This is a genomic window from Citrobacter sp. R-1.5.2 (genome assembly GCF_035064245.1).
Lineage (GTDB): Bacteria > Pseudomonadota > Gammaproteobacteria > Enterobacterales > Enterobacteriaceae > Citrobacter.
Genome location: NZ_JASEYC010000001.1, coordinates 672,647 through 687,619 on the forward strand (window position 1 = coordinate 672,647; position 14,973 = coordinate 687,619).

The 14,973-nt window shown below is 51.2% G+C and carries 16 protein-coding genes; 6 read left to right on the top strand and 10 right to left on the bottom strand.

The features are described 5' to 3' along the window. The first annotated feature begins 9 nt into the window (after positions 1 to 9). Positions 10 to 708 (top strand): urea ABC transporter ATP-binding subunit UrtE, encoded by a 699-nt coding sequence (gene urtE, locus QMN38_RS03275; RefSeq protein WP_323604471.1) that lies wholly within the window; start codon positions 10 to 12, stop codon positions 706 to 708. A 40-nt stretch (positions 709 to 748) separates the two neighbouring features. Here urtE and ydeE read toward each other — a convergent pair whose 3' ends face one another. Beyond that, positions 749 to 1,936, bottom strand: a complete 1,188-nt coding sequence (gene ydeE, locus QMN38_RS03280) for an efflux MFS transporter YdeE (protein WP_323604472.1) — start codon at positions 1,934 to 1,936, stop codon at positions 749 to 751. Positions 1,937 to 2,134: 198 nt separating this feature from the next. Between ydeE and eamA the strand changes: the two genes are divergently transcribed. After that, positions 2,135 to 3,034: an O-acetylserine/cysteine exporter gene (gene eamA / locus QMN38_RS03285; RefSeq protein ID WP_271442134.1), complete on the top strand. Its 900-nt coding sequence runs from the start codon at positions 2,135 to 2,137 to the stop codon at positions 3,032 to 3,034. 30 nt (positions 3,035 to 3,064) lie between these two features. Here eamA and marB read toward each other — a convergent pair whose 3' ends face one another. The 3 genes from marB to marR are packed head-to-tail and all read right to left on the bottom strand — an operon-like array spanning position 3,065 to position 4,150. Next, positions 3,065 to 3,283 carry a multiple antibiotic resistance protein MarB gene (marB, locus tag QMN38_RS03290; RefSeq protein ID WP_005122747.1) on the bottom strand — a complete coding sequence of 73 codons (219 nt, stop codon included), beginning with the start codon at positions 3,281 to 3,283 and terminating at the stop codon, positions 3,065 to 3,067. Between the two features lie 30 nt (positions 3,284 to 3,313). After that, entirely contained in the window at positions 3,314 to 3,697 is a 384-nt protein-coding gene (marA, locus tag QMN38_RS03295) for an MDR efflux pump AcrAB transcriptional activator MarA (RefSeq protein WP_003032424.1), read from the bottom strand. A gap of 18 nt (positions 3,698 to 3,715) precedes the next feature. Beyond that, positions 3,716 to 4,150, bottom strand: a complete 435-nt coding sequence (marR, locus tag QMN38_RS03300; protein ID WP_137383096.1) for a multiple antibiotic resistance transcriptional regulator MarR — start codon at positions 4,148 to 4,150, stop codon at positions 3,716 to 3,718. 257 nt (positions 4,151 to 4,407) lie between these two features. On the opposite strand from marR, the gene QMN38_RS03305 reads away from it, so the two are divergent. After that, complete coding sequence (locus QMN38_RS03305; protein ID WP_137383095.1) at positions 4,408 to 5,073, top strand: MarC family NAAT transporter; 666 nt, start codon at positions 4,408 to 4,410, stop codon at positions 5,071 to 5,073. A 34-nt stretch (positions 5,074 to 5,107) separates the two neighbouring features. Here the strand turns inward: QMN38_RS03305 and QMN38_RS03310 are convergent, their stop codons facing one another. The 5 genes from QMN38_RS03310 to QMN38_RS03330 all read right to left on the bottom strand — a co-directional run bounded on the left by QMN38_RS03310 (position 5,108) and on the right by QMN38_RS03330 (position 10,920). After that, positions 5,108 to 6,304, bottom strand: a complete 1,197-nt coding sequence (locus tag QMN38_RS03310) for a sugar transporter (protein WP_323604473.1) — start codon at positions 6,302 to 6,304, stop codon at positions 5,108 to 5,110. A 184-nt stretch (positions 6,305 to 6,488) separates the two neighbouring features. Further along, complete coding sequence (locus QMN38_RS03315) at positions 6,489 to 7,808, bottom strand: MFS transporter (RefSeq protein WP_271457446.1); 1,320 nt, start codon at positions 7,806 to 7,808, stop codon at positions 6,489 to 6,491. A gap of 65 nt (positions 7,809 to 7,873) precedes the next feature. Beyond that, positions 7,874 to 8,824: a phosphoglycerate dehydrogenase gene (locus QMN38_RS03320; RefSeq protein WP_271457447.1), complete on the bottom strand. Its 951-nt coding sequence runs from the start codon at positions 8,822 to 8,824 to the stop codon at positions 7,874 to 7,876. Between the two features lie 50 nt (positions 8,825 to 8,874). Continuing rightward, entirely contained in the window at positions 8,875 to 9,759 is an 885-nt protein-coding gene (locus tag QMN38_RS03325; protein ID WP_323604474.1) for a dihydrodipicolinate synthase family protein, read from the bottom strand. 3 nt (positions 9,760 to 9,762) lie between these two features. Beyond that, positions 9,763 to 10,920, bottom strand: coding sequence for an iron-containing alcohol dehydrogenase (locus QMN38_RS03330; RefSeq protein WP_323604475.1), 1,158 nt, complete (start codon positions 10,918 to 10,920; stop codon positions 9,763 to 9,765). Between the two features lie 171 nt (positions 10,921 to 11,091). Between QMN38_RS03330 and dtnK the strand changes: the two genes are divergently transcribed. Genes dtnK through QMN38_RS03345 form a run of 3 tightly spaced genes read left to right on the top strand, consistent with a single transcriptional unit; the run spans position 11,092 to position 14,078 of the window. Next, positions 11,092 to 12,336 (top strand): D-threonate kinase, encoded by a 1,245-nt coding sequence (dtnK, locus tag QMN38_RS03335; protein WP_323604476.1) that lies wholly within the window; start codon positions 11,092 to 11,094, stop codon positions 12,334 to 12,336. Next, positions 12,329 to 13,315 carry a D-threonate 4-phosphate dehydrogenase gene (locus tag QMN38_RS03340; RefSeq protein WP_323604477.1) on the top strand — a complete coding sequence of 329 codons (987 nt, stop codon included), beginning with the start codon at positions 12,329 to 12,331 and terminating at the stop codon, positions 13,313 to 13,315. Before dtnK ends, QMN38_RS03340 begins: the two co-directional genes overlap by 8 nt. Position 13,316: 1 nt before the next feature. Beyond that, complete coding sequence (locus QMN38_RS03345) at positions 13,317 to 14,078, top strand: DeoR/GlpR family DNA-binding transcription regulator (protein ID WP_137383087.1); 762 nt, start codon at positions 13,317 to 13,319, stop codon at positions 14,076 to 14,078. Here the strand turns inward: QMN38_RS03345 and ptrR are convergent. Beyond that, positions 14,075 to 14,950: a putrescine utilization regulator PtrR gene (gene ptrR, locus QMN38_RS03350; protein WP_061067887.1), complete on the bottom strand. Its 876-nt coding sequence runs from the start codon at positions 14,948 to 14,950 to the stop codon at positions 14,075 to 14,077. The two genes, QMN38_RS03345 and ptrR, sit on opposite strands and share 4 nt — an antisense overlap. Between the last annotated feature and the right edge of the window lie 23 nt (positions 14,951 to 14,973).

Consider the following 14,973-nt stretch of genomic DNA (forward strand, 5'->3'; position numbering starts at 1 on the left):
GGAGTGCTGATGCTACAGGTAAATGAACTAAATCAATACTATGGCGGCAGCCATATCCTGCGCGGTGTGAGTTTTGAGGCGTGTATCGGTGAAGTAACATGTCTGCTGGGGCGTAATGGGGTTGGCAAAACAACACTGCTGAAGTGCCTGATGGGGCTGATTCCAACCCGCAGCGGCAGCGTTATCTGGCAGGGTAAAAACATGACTCACCGTAAGCCACATCAGCGGGTGCAGGCGGGGGTGGCGTATGTGCCGCAGGGCCGCGATATTTTTCCTCGCCTGACGGTGGAAGAAAATCTGCTGTTGGGACTCTCCCGGTTTTCAGCACAAGAGGCAAAACGTGTGCCGGATGAAATTTATGCGTTGTTTCCGGTATTACAGGAGATGAAATACCGGCGGGGCGGTGATTTATCGGGCGGTCAACAGCAACAGTTAGCTATTGGCCGGGCGCTGGCCAGTCGCCCGCAGTTGTTGATCCTCGATGAACCAACAGAGGGAATTCAGCCTTCGGTCATTAAGGAGATTGGCCTGGTTATCAGCCAACTGGCCCATCGTGGTGATATGGCTATATTGCTGGTGGAGCAGTTTTATGACTTTGCCGAACAGCTTGCGGACAAATACCTGTTAATGTCGCGGGGAAGCATTATTCAACGCGGAACAGGTGAAAACATGGCAGCAGAAGGTGTGCGTGGGTTGGTTGCCATCTGAATCAGGCGACAGTGCAGTTATGTCACTGTCGCCGTAATGTTCAGCAGACTGCCGGCTGGCTCCAGGGTTTGGTGCGCATGCCTTTTATCATTAACGCCCAGGCAAGGACAATCGCCACCATCAGTGCGACAAACAGCGACCATGGGGGCAGAGTGGTCAGGATGACTCCACTGACTAATGGGTTGACCGCCGCGCCAAGCCAGCCCAGTGACTGGGCGGAAAAGTAACTGGCTTTCATGCCTGCCGGCGCGATGTTGTCGATCAGCATGTATTCACCCGGTGCATAGATGACTTCGCCAATGGTGAAAAAGGCGGCTGAAATCCCCCAGAACAGCAGGCTGTTGCCAGAGAAGGTAAAACCGACCAGACCGATAACAAAAAACAGTGTACCTGCAGCCATCAGTGGGCGGATGTTTGCAGACGTCAGTCTGCGTCCGACAGCATATTGCAGCGATACCACAATTGCGGCGTTGACGGGCAGAACGACTGCCACTACTTTCTCAGCAAAATCACCATCGGCAACCACCATCACGTACTGAGAAATACAGGATGCAAATGCACCACCGACAAACGAGGCCAGAAAAGCAGACAACGTAAACCAGCATAATGCTTTATCGCGCAGCAAAACCGAGGGTGACCATACTGTCGCGTTCAAACCTTCAGAAGGGATAGCGGAGCGCTTTACCCATGTCTGGATAAATACCAGTGGGAAGGCTGAACATATGGCCGCCAACCAGAACGGCAAGTTGATGCTTTGCATGACCAGCAGCGTGCCCAACGGTGGACCAACGGTCCATCCGATGTTCAACACGGTGTAGTTAAGTGAGAAAATCTTTGTTTTATTGGTGGCAGAGAGGTTGTCGGCAAACCAGGCTTTCAGCACGGTGGCAAACACGGAGTAGGCGCAGTTGATCAGCGCGAAGAGCAGAACTACCACCACAACGTTATGCACCAGAGGGATCGCGATAAAGCCGGATGCGAAACCCGCGATCGCCAGCAGCATAAAGCGTTTTTTTTCAAACTTATCGGCCAGAATACCGAATCCAAGGCTGAAAACGACGCCAATAGTCAGTGCTACCGTCATTGCATAACCGATCAGATCGACACCCAGACCATACTGACGACTGAGGTAAATCGTCATGAATGGTAGCGTGGCTCCGCGTCCAATGGTTAATAGTAATGATGACGCGAGTAATGCAAGGGTCGACCTTCTCAGCGAGATATTCATTTTTTTGCCCGACAGCGCATGTTGTTATGTTTTTTTTAGATATCAGAAACAAATAGCATGCTAAAAGTGTGATGTACACTCAATAAGTTGTCTGAAAATGCCCTGTGTGGCCTACCTGAATTAATGATCTGTTACGGTACAACGATTTCCGTTACCTTAACTTGTTTACAAAAATTTAATATTTGCAGGGGCGGTGGTATGTCGCGTAAAGATGGGTTGTTGGCGTTACTGGTTGTCGTGGTATGGGGGCTTAACTTTGTCGTCATCAAAGTGGGCTTACACAATATGCCGCCGTTGATGCTGGCAGGCTTGCGCTTTTTACTGGTGGCGTTTCCCGCGATTTTTTTTGTTGCCCGCCCGAAGATCCCGCTCTCTCTGTTACTTGGCTATGGCCTGACCATCAGCTTCGGTCAGTTCGCTTTTCTGTTTAGCGCCATCAAGTTTGGGATGCCTGCCGGTCTGGCATCGCTGGTTTTACAGGCGCAAGCGTTTTTCACTATCGTGCTGGGGGCGTTCGCCTTTGGCGAGCGTTTGCAGGGGAAGCAACTGGTCGGTATCGCGCTGGCGGTGTTTGGTGTACTGGTATTGATTGAGGCGAGTCTCAATGGACAACATGTCGGTATGCTTGGCTTTATGCTGACGCTGGCGGCGGCACTGAGCTGGGCCTGCGGCAATATCTTTAATAAGAAAATTATGCAGCATACTTCGCGTCCAGCGGTCATGTCGCTGGTGGTGTGGAGCGCATTAATTCCTGTCGTTCCGTTTTTTCTGGCATCGGCATTGCTTGATGGCCCAACGCAAATCGTGCAGAGTCTTGTGGCGATCGATATGACTACCATCCTGTCACTGGTGTATCTGGCCTTTGTGGCGACCATTGTGGGCTATGGCATTTGGGGTTCTCTGCTGGGGCGCTATGAAACCTGGCGTGTTGCGCCACTGTCGTTGCTGGTACCCGTGGTGGGGCTGGCCAGTGCCGCCGTGCTGCTGGATGAAACGTTAACCGGACTGCAACTGCTTGGTGCGTTGTTGATCATGGCGGGGTTGTATATTAACGTGTTCGGTTTTCGACTGCGCAAAATTGCACAGGCGCGGGGCTAAAAAAAAGCCCCGCAGTGACGGGGCAAAAAATTACAGGCTGTGCATATTGTAATAAGGCACGCCTAGCTCATCGGATTTATCGCTGCCGGCACCCATATGATTAAAATCGAACGGTGACTGATCGTGCGCAGGGGGCATAATCATCGCGTCGCGATTATTTTGCGTTGTTGGCTGCGGGGTCTGTTCCGCCATGCTCTGGCCCGACACAACAAGCAGCAGGGCCAGCATCGCATAAGACAGAAGTTTCATGATTTCCTCGGTTACGTCGTTAACTGGCGATTAGCAATTACATTGATTGAGCGGTAGCAAATACCGGGATTCGCCATGCATATTCGTCATCCGATATTTATGCGGCGGTACATCAAAATAGTTCTTGAATGTCCGGGTCAGCGTTTGCTGAGACTCAAAACCGTAACGCTCCGCAAGATAGAGGATCGGTTCGTTACTCTCTTTCAATTTTTGCGCTATTTCAGTCATTTTACGGCTACGGATGTATTGACCTAATGAATGGCCAGTTTCTTTTTTGAACATCCGCTGCAGGTGCCATTTGGAGTAACCTGAACGCTCAGACACTTTTTCCAGCGAGAGTGGCGATTCAAGGTTATTTTCGATCCAGTCCAAAATGCTATGAATAGTGATTGTGTCAGTATTGCGTCTGGACATCGTCATACCTCTTTCTGTTTACGGCAGGATTCTCTTAAGCAAATGCTCAAGTGTTGCTACTTCTTCCGCCGTTAAGTTTTTTGTTAGTTCCTGGTGCAGGTCTTGCCCTACTAATTGATGACACTGCTCGCAAATTGCTGCGCCGTCTTCGGTGAGTTTCACCAGCACGCCGCGCTTGTCATGTGGATTCGGAAGCCTTTCTATCCAGCCTTTACAGGCCAGTCTGTCCAGCATCCGTGTCAGGGCGCCAAGATCGACAGACAGCACTTTTTTCAATTCGACAGGGGTAATGCACACCGCGCAACGGATGGAGCAGAGCACCTTAAATTGCGATGCCGTGATATCCAGCGGTGACAAATAGTCGTTTAGTAAACGATCTTTTTTCTGATTAACCATGTAGATCAAACGACCCAGTGGGATGATTTCATTGAACAGATCACTGGTGCTTTTCACAATGGTTGCCCTGGCAAGTAGTTAGTCACGGCTGATATTATTGCTTAGGCAAATATAAGTCAAATGAATGAGTCTCCGCATGCCACGTTTTGCTAAATCATCAGGCCCGGCGAATGGCGCATCTATTTTTAACGTTTTGATAATTCTGGTTTATCCGCCAGGATGAAAAATGAATCCTTACATCGCTACAATGGCTTATCTCAGCGATTTCACCTTATACTTGCCGTTGACGATTAACGCACAGGAAAGATGACATTATGATGGACTTGTTTAAAGCGATAGGACTGGGGCTGGTAGTCCTGTTACCGTTAGCCAACCCGTTAACCACCGTGGCGTTGTTTCTCGGGTTAGCCGGCAACATGAACAGCGCAGAGCGTAACCGTCAGTCATTAATGGCGTCTGTTTACGTGTTTGCCATCATGATGGTCGCGTACTACGCCGGGCAACTGGTGATGAATACTTTCGGGATTTCGATTCCCGGATTGCGTATTGCGGGCGGGTTAATCGTTGCGTTTATCGGCTTTCGTATGCTGTTCCCTCAGCAGAAAGCGCATGAGTCTCCGGAAGCGAGAAGCAAATCCGAAGAGCTGGAAGACGAACCGACGGCCAATATTGCCTTTGTTCCGCTGGCAATGCCGAGTACTGCCGGCCCGGGGACGATTGCAATGATCATCAGTTCGGCCTCCACCGTGCGTCACGGCTCCGAATTCCCGGACTGGGTGATCATGGTTGCGCCACCCATTATTTTTGCCGTCGTCGGGATTATCTTGTGGGGATGTCTGCGCAGTTCCGGCGGAATTATGCGGCTGGTGGGGAAAGGGGGGATCGAAGCTATTTCCCGTCTGATGGGCTTCCTGCTGGTGTGTATGGGTGTGCAGTTTATTATTAACGGCGTGCTGGAAATCATCCAAACCTACCATTAAACAACGGGCCCGGTATGTCTACCGGGCCCGTTTCTTATTGCTGCTGTGGTTGCTCTTCCAGCGTTACCGGCCATTTGCGGAAGATAATCACTGACCAGATCAGCGCGGCAACGGCAGGGAGTGCGCCGACGTAACCAATCGTCGACATCGACCAGTGCAGGCTTACCTGATTTCCCACCAGCGCCCCCGCGCCAATACCAATATTAAAGATACCGGAGAACAGCGCCATTGCGACGTCAGTGGCATCCGGAGCCAGCGCCAGTACTTTCACCTGCATTCCCAGACCGATCACCATAATGGCAATGCCCCAGAAAATACTCAGGACCGCAAGGTGCATTTCGCTATCAGCAGCAGGCAGTAGCAGTACCAGGCACAGGGTCAACAGGGCGATCGCCGCGCTGATCAATACCGAGGCATACTGATTACCCAACTTGCCAAAAATAACGCTGCCAATAATACCCGCTCCACCGAGGACCAGAAGCAGCACGGTGGCAAAGTTAGCGCTCAGCCCGGCGACCGTCTGGACAAACGGTTCGATATAACTGTAAGCCGTGTAGTGTGCGGTCACCACTATCACCGTTAACAAATACAAACTCATCAGCGCAGGGCGACGGAACAACAGTGGCAGGCTTTTTAATGAGCCTGAATGCTCGCTTGGTAGTTTAGGCAACAGCTTAATCAGGCAAAGAAGCGTGATTAACGCCCCCATACCGATGACAAAGAAGGTGGTACGCCAGCCAAAATATTGCCCAACAATACGCCCGATAGGCAGGCCTAATACCATCGCCAGTGCGGTACCGGTGGCAATCAGGCTCAACGCCTGTGCGCGTTTCCCGGCAGGGGCCATGCGAATAGCCAGTGACGCGGTAATTGACCAGAAGATGGCATGGGCAAAGGCAATCCCAATGCGACTCATGACCAGTACAGTGAAGTTCCATGCGAGGAAAGAGAGAACATGGCTGGCAATGAACACCACAAACAGGCAGATCAGAAGCTTACGTCGTTCCATCTGGCTGGTGAGCAGCATAAATGGCAGCGACATCAGGGCTACCACCCAGGCGTAGATCGTCAACATGATCCCAACCTGCGCGGTTTGCATATTAAAGCTTTGCGCGATGTCGGACAGCAAACCGACCGGGACAAACTCAGTGGTATTGAAAATAAAACCGGCAATAGCAAGCGTAACTACCCGTAGCCACGCGATCTTGCGGGAAACAGTGTTTGTTGTCATATGTATAAATCGGGTTAGCTGCAAAAAGGAGAGGTGGCGATCTTAAAACGTTTACTGGTGAAAATACAATCATTTCGTGATTAAGATCACGCTGCTTTGCGGATGATAACGGGGTGTGTTACGAGAAAAAATAAAGCCGGTCAGTACGACTGACTGACCGGAGAATACCGTTGCCAGAGCGAATTTAGTGCTGTTGCGCTTCTTTCATGCACAACGCTTCATGTTCGCTGTCGATGATTGGCTCAACTTTGCCCATCAAAAATAGATAGTTCAAAATTCCCAGAACCACCAGTGCGGCAGAGAACACTAGCGCCCAGGTAAAGGAGCCAGTGGCTGCAACAATGGCACCGGTAATAATGGGTCCTACCGCGCCCCCCATATTGGAGACAGTATTCTGTAACCCTGCAACAATCGATACACTGTTTTTAGGCGCAACGTCACCCGGTAGTGCCCAGACCTGCGAGGCGGCAACCGTGGTGCCTGATTTCGCCACACACAGTAAAAACACGGTCATAAATACGGAATCAGTGAAAGGGGCAAAACCAATACATAAAGCCATTAACAGACCGATTGTCAGGAATAATTTTCTTGTGGCGGTCAGCGACAGGATCCGCTTATGTACCATACGGTCAGAGGCCCAGCCGGCAAAGACTTCTATCACCATCCCACATAATAATGGCAGGGCGGCAACCATCCCCATTTTGATAAAATCCATTCCTTTGTCTTTTACCAGATAGGTGGGCAGCCAGGTAATAAAGAAATAGGATGTATAGTTGATGGTAAAGAAACCGATACACATTGCCCAAATATTCCGGTAGCGCAACAGTTTATACCAACGCATCGGTAATACGGATTTGTCGCCGTGTTTTTGCTTTTGCCCTTCGCGAATATGTTTAATTTCGCTTGCACTGATCCTTTTGTGGTCTTCCGGGTTTTCTGTATAAATAAAATACCAGGCAATGACCCAAAAAACGCCTACACCACCAATAATCAGAAATGTCATCCGCCAGTCAAACTGGTAGATCATCCAGACAATAAGCGGCATCGCGACGGCACCACCAAATTTAGAGGCACTGTCAAACAATCCTGAGACGGTGGCTCTTTCCCGATCCGGGAACCAACGCGCAGCGATCCCTGCATTGCTTGGATAGGCGGCGGCTTCACCGACGCCCAGAGCAAGTCTCAATGCGAGTAGAGATTTAAATCCAGTGGCTAACCCCATCATTGAGGTGGCGATTGACCACCACGCGACGGCAAAACCCAGACCTTTTTTCTGACCAAAACGGTCTGCAAACCAACCTGCTGGTATTTGCAGTAAAGAATATGACCAAAAGAACGCCGCCATAATAAACCCCATCATTTCAGGATCGAGTTTTAGCTCATCAATGAGGTGAGGTGCAGCAGCCGATAATACCGTCCGGTCAATATAGTTAATTGCAATAGCAAGCCACATTAATCCCGCAATCCACCAACGAATTCGGGATTTTTCTGCAAAATTATTCATATATCTGGCCCATGGTAGATGTTCATTTTTATTATTGTGGAAAGGGTAGGGTTATCTCCACAATGTTATAATCCGTTCATGATGTTTTTAGGCTTACGCTGATGAATGACATGTTCAATGATGTTATAAACGCATTGCTCGCCGATATTGCTGATCGCCCCCTCGGTATATCCTGCGATATGTGCAGTAGGTATGAAATTATCGAGCGCAAATAAGGGGTGTGAATTGCACGGTTCTTGTAGAAAGACATCGGCAGCAGCACCCTTAATGACACCCTGCGTCAGAGCCAGAAAGAGATCCTCTTCATTAACAACACCACCGCGTGAAACGTTAATGAGATAACTACTGCTTTTCATTTTTTTCATCTGTGCTAAATCAAAGAGATCTTTGGTTTCTGGCGTCAGCGGTGTGTGTAACGTGATGAAATCACTTTGTTCTGTTAGTTCATCGAGCGAAACGTATTCAATGTGATTATCTGCGGCGAACTGTGCATCCTGCCATGCGTCGTGAGCCAGTACGCGCATATTAAAGCCGCGGGCTCGCAGTGCAACCTGCTTACCGATGTTACCTAACCCAATAATGCCAATCGTTTTTCCATATACATCGGAGGCGAAGATTCGTGGCCAGTTTCCTGCGCGGGTTTGTTCAATCGCATAGGGGAGCTGACGTGCACAGTTAAGGATCAGGGAAAACGCAAAGTCTGCGACGGCATGCTTATTGGCATCCGGCACATTGGTAACAAAAATACCTTTTTCACGCGTAATATTGAGGTCGATATTATCGACACCCACGCCGTGTTTGCAGACGATTTTCAGATTCGGTGCCGCCGCGATTAGTTCGGCATTAACATCGGTAAAAGCGACGATCATTGCCACTGTCTGTTCCAGATGAGGTGCAAGCGCTTCTAAACCGGCATCTGCAGGTAGCATGATTAATTCAAGTCCTGCGTCGTTAAGCCGTTTGATCGGCTGCTGATCGTATTTGGCAAATGAAGGTGATGTACAGATGACGTTCATAACACAATCCTGTTATTAGTTAAGCGGCGTTGCCGCCGCTGTAAAAATGTCTATCGCAAATAGTTATTGATAATTTGCTGAATCTGGCGTTCCTGATGCGCATCAAACGTGACAGCGTAACGACTTGCGCCCACATCATGGCCCATGATTTGTAATGCTTTTTTTACCGCAGCCGGAGAGAAGGCCACTTTATAGAGATCGGTGCGCAGACCCGTGACGCTCTCCTGAGCCTGATGCGACCCGGCAACGTCACCGGCGTTAAAGCGAGACCAGATTGCGTTGATTTCTTGTGGTGCGACGTTAGCCAGCCCCGAAATACAAGCAGAACAGCCATCAACAAACCCCTGGTGAATGAGCGAATCTGGTCCGTTCAGCACATCAAATCCCTCGATATCTTTTACTGCATCCAGGAATCTGCTAAGACTTTCATAACTGCCGGCACTGTCTTTGATCCCGATAATGTTCGGGTGTGCCGCCAGCACTCTGGCTGTTTCAGGCTCAATGGTGTTTCCCGTCCGCGCCGGAATGTTATAGAGAAATACCGGGACGGAGAGCGCATCGGCAATCGCGGTGTAATGGGCAATAAGTTCAGCCTGTTTTAGAGGAACAAAGTACGGGGTAATGACCGACACCGCATCGACACCCAGCTTTTCTATCTGTTTGCCCAGGCGGATGGTTTCACGGGTAGATATTTCGCCAATATGTGCTACTACATGTGCCCGACCCGCCACTTCCTCTACACAGGTCCGCGTGACGGCGATTTTTTCATCTTCGTTAAGTACAAAGAATTCGCCGTTGGTCCCGCCGCAGAAAATACCGTTTCCGGCGTTTAACTGGCGGTTTACCTGGTTTCTCAGTTCTTTAAGGTTAAGCCCGCCGTCGTGGTCGAACGGGGTAACGATTGCCGTCAGTACTCCTCGGATTTTGCTACTCATTATTCACTCCTTTGTCATCAGTTCTGGAAACAGAGTTTGATAAATGGCCTGAATATCGTTATGGCTCACCTTGCAGGGAGCATTATTCATCAGGCGCTTTACGTTCAGTGCGGCATCGGCCAGTGCGGGAATATCAGTAGACGGTACACCAAGCGTTGCCAGGTTATCGGGCAGGTTCAGGCGTTTCACCAGTGTGGAAAAGTACTCCACCAGGGCGCAGGATTTTTCTTCGGCACTGAGTGTGAGGTCAGCGTCAGGCAGCAGATCCCATACCAGGGCAAACTTGTCGACCACAAAAGGGCGAATCACTTGCATGCAGGGTGCTAACAGAATGGCGTTAGCGACGCCATGTGGGAGATGGTATCGACCGCCAAGCGGGTAAGAGAGCGCGTGAACCAGGTGAGTACCGGCATGATTAATCGCCACACCGCCGTAATACGATGCCCACAGCATCTCCAGTTTGGCCAGCAGGTTTTCCGGCTCATTGACGGAGGTTTCGATATGGTTGAGTAGCTTACGCAGGCCAATGAGCGCCGCGTTATCGCTTACGGGATTGGCGACAGTAGCGGTAAAGCATTCAATCAGATGACATAACGCGTCAATGCCAGTGGACGAGGCAATATGCGCCGGCATGCTGGTGGTGAGTTCTGGCAACAGGGCTACGAAATCCGGTAACAGCACGGGAGAGATGATACCGACCTTAGTGTTTTGCTCCGGGATAGCCAGAATGGCATTCGGGGTTGCTTCAGACCCCGTACCTGCCGTGGCGGGGATCAGCACAGAAGCAACGCGTTGCAGCGGTTTTTCTCCCGCCAGCATGGCGTCAAGTGTCGGAGATTCAGGATGGCATAAGACGGAGAACAGTTTCGCCACATCCAGTACGCTGCCTCCGCCGATACCGATAACCATTTCTACGTTGAGATCTTGTACGTTTTTTAATAGCACGCTGACATCGTGATGCCCGGGTTCTGCAGGCACATTGTCAATCAGAGCCACATGACGTCCATCGTTGGCCAGTAAGTTACGGATCTGTGTTACCGCGTCCAGCCCGACAATATTGCTATCCGTCACCAGTAACAGCTGGCGTTTCCCCGCCAGTAACGGTTCCAGTGCGGGGATGGCATTCGAACCGCTAATCACGGTGCTATTGATTGTTGCCACAACATTCTCCTGTTGTTCGAGTGATTGAATTCGCTCACTGAGATTCAGGAGCGATTGCATCATGGGCTAAATTTATAATTTATCTCGGAACCGAATAACTTGAACTTGCTTACATTTAATCAAATGTGATTGAATATAATCATTATCAACATACAACAACCCGGAGCATGGATGAGTAGACAGGTAGCAAGGCCGAAGGTACTGGTGATTGCCGACGACTTTACTGGTGGTAATGATGCGGGGGTAAGTCTGGCGCTGACGGGTATGACGGTGAATGTCGCTTTCACATTGCCCAGTGCCGATGATGCAGATGTGCTGGTCATCAACACGGATAGTCGTGCGCTGGAAGCAGAGCAGGCCGCCGCCAGAGTAAGTGAGCTGGCTCTTGCCAGTCAGGCAGGCCCTCAGACGCAGTGGCTTAAGAAAATGGATTCAACATTGCGCGGAAACCCAGGGGCCGAACTGGACGCGTTAATGCGGATTACAGGTAAAAAGCGGGCCATCGTGGCGCTGGCTTGTCCCTCAGCCGGGCGTACCACTGAGCAGGGGCAGTGCCTCGTTAACGGTATTCCCGTAACGCAGACTGAATTTGCCAGCGATCCGAAAACGCCGGTTATTAGCGCCGATATCTGTGAGGTGTTACAGGCGCAAACAGTCATTGCGTGTCGGGCAATGTCTCTGAGCGACTATCTGCAGCACCTCAGAGAGCCTGTTGCGAAAACGCCACAAATCTGGGTGGTGGATGCCCGCACGCAGACCGATCTTGATGTTATTGCTTCGGAAGCGCTGATGCAGGAGGAATCGCCGCTGCTGGTAGGGTCTGCCGGGATCTGTGACGCGCTGGCCCGCCATGTCCGGACACCGTCCTCCCAGTGTTTACTGGCGGTAGTGGGTTCAATGAGTGAAATCGCTCAACAACAGATTGCTGCAGTGTGTCAGAACCCGCGGGTGGAGACTGTATTCATTGATATCGAAAATATCTTCAGTGGTAACCGGACAGAGTATGTGCAGCGTATCGTCAGGGTTCTCATCTCAGGTAAACACTGCATCGTTCACACCTGCCCAGACATCGAAGCACGCCATCATATTGCAAAGCTGTGTGCATACCTGCAGATGAGCCGCGCGCAGCTCGGTGAAACAATCTGCCAGTTTCTTGGACAGCTTACCCGCCAGGTGCTGCACGAAGCCTCACCTGGGGCGCTGTATCTTTCCGGCGGTGATGTCGCGATGGCGATCGCGGATGCGCTGGAGGCAACAGGATTCCGTATTACCGACCGTGTGGCCCAGTGTGTGCCGTACGGCCATCTTGCCGGTAGCTACTGGCGACGCCCGGTTATGACAAAAGCAGGGGGATTCGGTGATGAAACCACTCTGCGTCAGGTTTTGAATTATATCGAGGAGAAAATGAGTGAATAACACGATTGCGGTAACCATGGGCGACCCGGCAGGTATTGGACCGGAGATCATTATTAAATCGTTGGTGGAGGGAGAGTTGTCTGGCGCGCCGGTCGTGGTTGTGGGTTGTGCACAAACGCTGAGGCGCATCCAGGCATTAAATGTCACGCCGCCTGTGGACTTTCGGGTGATCGATAACGTAACCCAGGCACAATTCGCCCCCGGTGTTATCAATGTAATTGATGAACCCCTTGCCGATCCTGCTGCGCTTGAACCGGGCGTGGTCCAGGCACAGGCTGGCGATCTGGCATACCGCTGTATTAAGCGTGCCACCGCGCTGGCGCTCAGCGGGGAAGTGAAAGCCATTGCCACGGCACCGCTGAATAAAGAAGCACTGCACATGGCAGGACATCATTATCCCGGCCATACCGAATTACTGGCGCAACTGACTAACAGCAAAGACTACGCAATGGTGCTGTATACCGAACAGCTTAAAGTGATTCATGTCACCACGCATATTGCACTGCGTAAATTCCTTGATACGCTCGGTGAACAGCGTGTGAAAACAGTCATTCGGGTCGCAGATGATTTCCTGCGTCGTGTCGGGTTTGATAATCCACGTATTGCGGTAGCGGGTGTTAATCCTCATGCCGGGGAAAACGGTCTGTTTGGTGATGAAGAGATGACCATAGTCGGCCCTGCGGTACAGGCTATGCGGGAGCAGGGGCTGAATGTCACCGGGCCTTGCCCACCGGACACTGTCTTTATGCAGTGCCACGAAGGTATGTATGACATGGTGGTGGCGATGTATCACGATCAGGGCCATATTCCGCTAAAATTGCTGGGATTCTATGATGGGGTGAATATCACCGCCGGATTGCCATTTATTCGCACTTCTGCAGACCACGGCACGGCGTTTGATATTGCCTGGACAGGTAAAGCCAAGTCTGAGAGCATGGCCGTGTCCATCCAGTTAGCAATGCAAATTACGCGGGATTAAAATGAAGGGATATAATCGGTTAGAACAGATTATGGATTATCTGAAAGGGCATAATCTGGCAACGGTTGAACAGCTTGTTGCTGTGACTCAGGCCTCTCCGGCGACCATTCGTCGCGACCTGATTAAACTCGATCAGGAAGGTGTTATCAGCCGTACTCACGGCGGCGTGACGCTTAACCGGTTTATCCCTTCGCAACCGACCACTCATGAGAAAATGCAGCGTAGCCTGATGGAAAAACAGGCTATTGCCAGCGCGGCGGCAAGCCTGGTGAAAGCCGGAGACGCCATTGTCCTGGACGCGGGAACGACGATGATTGAACTGGCGCGCCAGCTTACCCATCTGCCGTTGCGCGTCATCACCAGCGATCTGCACATTGCGCTATTTCTTTCTGAGTTCAAACAAATTGAAGTGACGATCATTGGCGGGCGCATTGATGACTCCAGCCAGTCCTGTATCGGCGAACACGGGCGTAAACTGTTGCAAAACGTGTGGCCGGATATCGCGTTTCTAAGCTGTAACGGCTGGGACCTGGCCCGCGGGATCACCGCTCCGACGGAAGAAAAGGCTGGTCTGAAGCGCGACCTGGTTGCAAACGCCAAACGTCGCGTACTGCTGGCAGACAGCTCAAAATACGGTGCATGGTCGCTTTTCAACGTCACACATCTGGATGCGTTGACGGATATCGTGACCGATGCCCGACTCAATGAAGAGGTACGGCAGCAGCTTGAACAACTGCCTTGCCATCTGACGTTCGCCAGTTAATCCGCATTCTGCGACAGCTGAGGTTCCAGTACCTCAATAAATGCTTCCAACTGTCGCGTCATCGCCCCCCGACGCCAGACCAGCCACGTATTTAACCAACGCCAGTTTTCGCTCAGCGGCCAGGCATTGACCTGATGGTGGCCCGGCATGCTTTCCAGCATAGAGCGCGGAATCAGCGCAATTCCCGCCCCCGCAATCACACAGGCCAGCATGCCGTGGTAGGACTCCATCTCATGGATTGTGCCCGGCATCGCACGATCGGCGTGAAACCAGCTTTCAAAATGGCGGCGATATGAACAGTTGGCGCGAAAAGCATAGATATTGTAACCATTCACATCGCTGGCTCGTTTGATGGGCGGGTGTCCGTGTGGGGTGACAATCATCATCTCTTCACGGTACACCGGCATTCCTTCAAGACCTGGATGGGTTATAGGGCCATCGGCAAAAGCGGCGTTCAGCGTACCGTCCAGCACACCGTCCAGCATGGTACCTGACGGTCCTGTTGCCAGTGCAAACTGGATTTTAGGGTAGCGCTGATTATATTCGGCAAGTGTGGCCGGAATACGTACGGCGGCTGTACTTTCCAGCGACCCCAGAGAGAACAATCCCTGTGGTTCATCTCCTGCGACCACCATCCGCGCTTCTTCTACCAGCGCCAGGATCCGCTGGCTGTAACGCAAAAAATTGTGCCCGGAGGGAGAAAGCCGCAGACGTTGATTTTCACGAATAAACAGATCGACGCCAAGGTCCGCTTCAAGCTGGCGAATACGCGTGGTGAGGTTGGACGGCACGCGATGCACCTTCGCCGCTGCCTGCGTGATGCTGCCGGTCTCTGCGACGGCATTGAACATTTCCAGTTGCGTCAGGTCCATAATTTTCTCTATTCGTGAATGGT

Excerpts from the sequence above, each read along its gene's own strand:
- urtE (WP_323604471.1), top strand. The coding sequence starts at position 10 with ATGCTACAGGTAAATGAACTAAATCAATACTATGGCGGCAGCCATATC.
- ydeE (WP_323604472.1), bottom strand. The coding sequence starts at position 1,936 with ATGAATATCTCGCTGAGAAGGTCGACCCTTGCATTACTCGCGTCATCA.
- eamA (WP_271442134.1), top strand. The coding sequence starts at position 2,135 with ATGTCGCGTAAAGATGGGTTGTTGGCGTTACTGGTTGTCGTGGTATGG.
- marB (WP_005122747.1), bottom strand. The coding sequence starts at position 3,283 with ATGAAACTTCTGTCTTATGCGATGCTGGCCCTGCTGCTTGTTGTGTCG.
- marA (WP_003032424.1), bottom strand. The coding sequence starts at position 3,697 with ATGTCCAGACGCAATACTGACACAATCACTATTCATAGCATTTTGGAC.
- QMN38_RS03305 (WP_137383095.1), top strand. The coding sequence starts at position 4,408 with ATGATGGACTTGTTTAAAGCGATAGGACTGGGGCTGGTAGTCCTGTTA.
- QMN38_RS03310 (WP_323604473.1), bottom strand. The coding sequence starts at position 6,304 with ATGACAACAAACACTGTTTCCCGCAAGATCGCGTGGCTACGGGTAGTT.
- QMN38_RS03315 (WP_271457446.1), bottom strand. The coding sequence starts at position 7,808 with ATGAATAATTTTGCAGAAAAATCCCGAATTCGTTGGTGGATTGCGGGA.
- QMN38_RS03320 (WP_271457447.1), bottom strand. The coding sequence starts at position 8,824 with ATGAACGTCATCTGTACATCACCTTCATTTGCCAAATACGATCAGCAG.
- QMN38_RS03325 (WP_323604474.1), bottom strand. The coding sequence starts at position 9,759 with ATGAGTAGCAAAATCCGAGGAGTACTGACGGCAATCGTTACCCCGTTC.
- dtnK (WP_323604476.1), top strand. The coding sequence starts at position 11,092 with ATGAGTAGACAGGTAGCAAGGCCGAAGGTACTGGTGATTGCCGACGAC.
- QMN38_RS03345 (WP_137383087.1), top strand. The coding sequence starts at position 13,317 with ATGAAGGGATATAATCGGTTAGAACAGATTATGGATTATCTGAAAGGG.
- ptrR (WP_061067887.1), bottom strand. The coding sequence starts at position 14,950 with ATGGACCTGACGCAACTGGAAATGTTCAATGCCGTCGCAGAGACCGGC.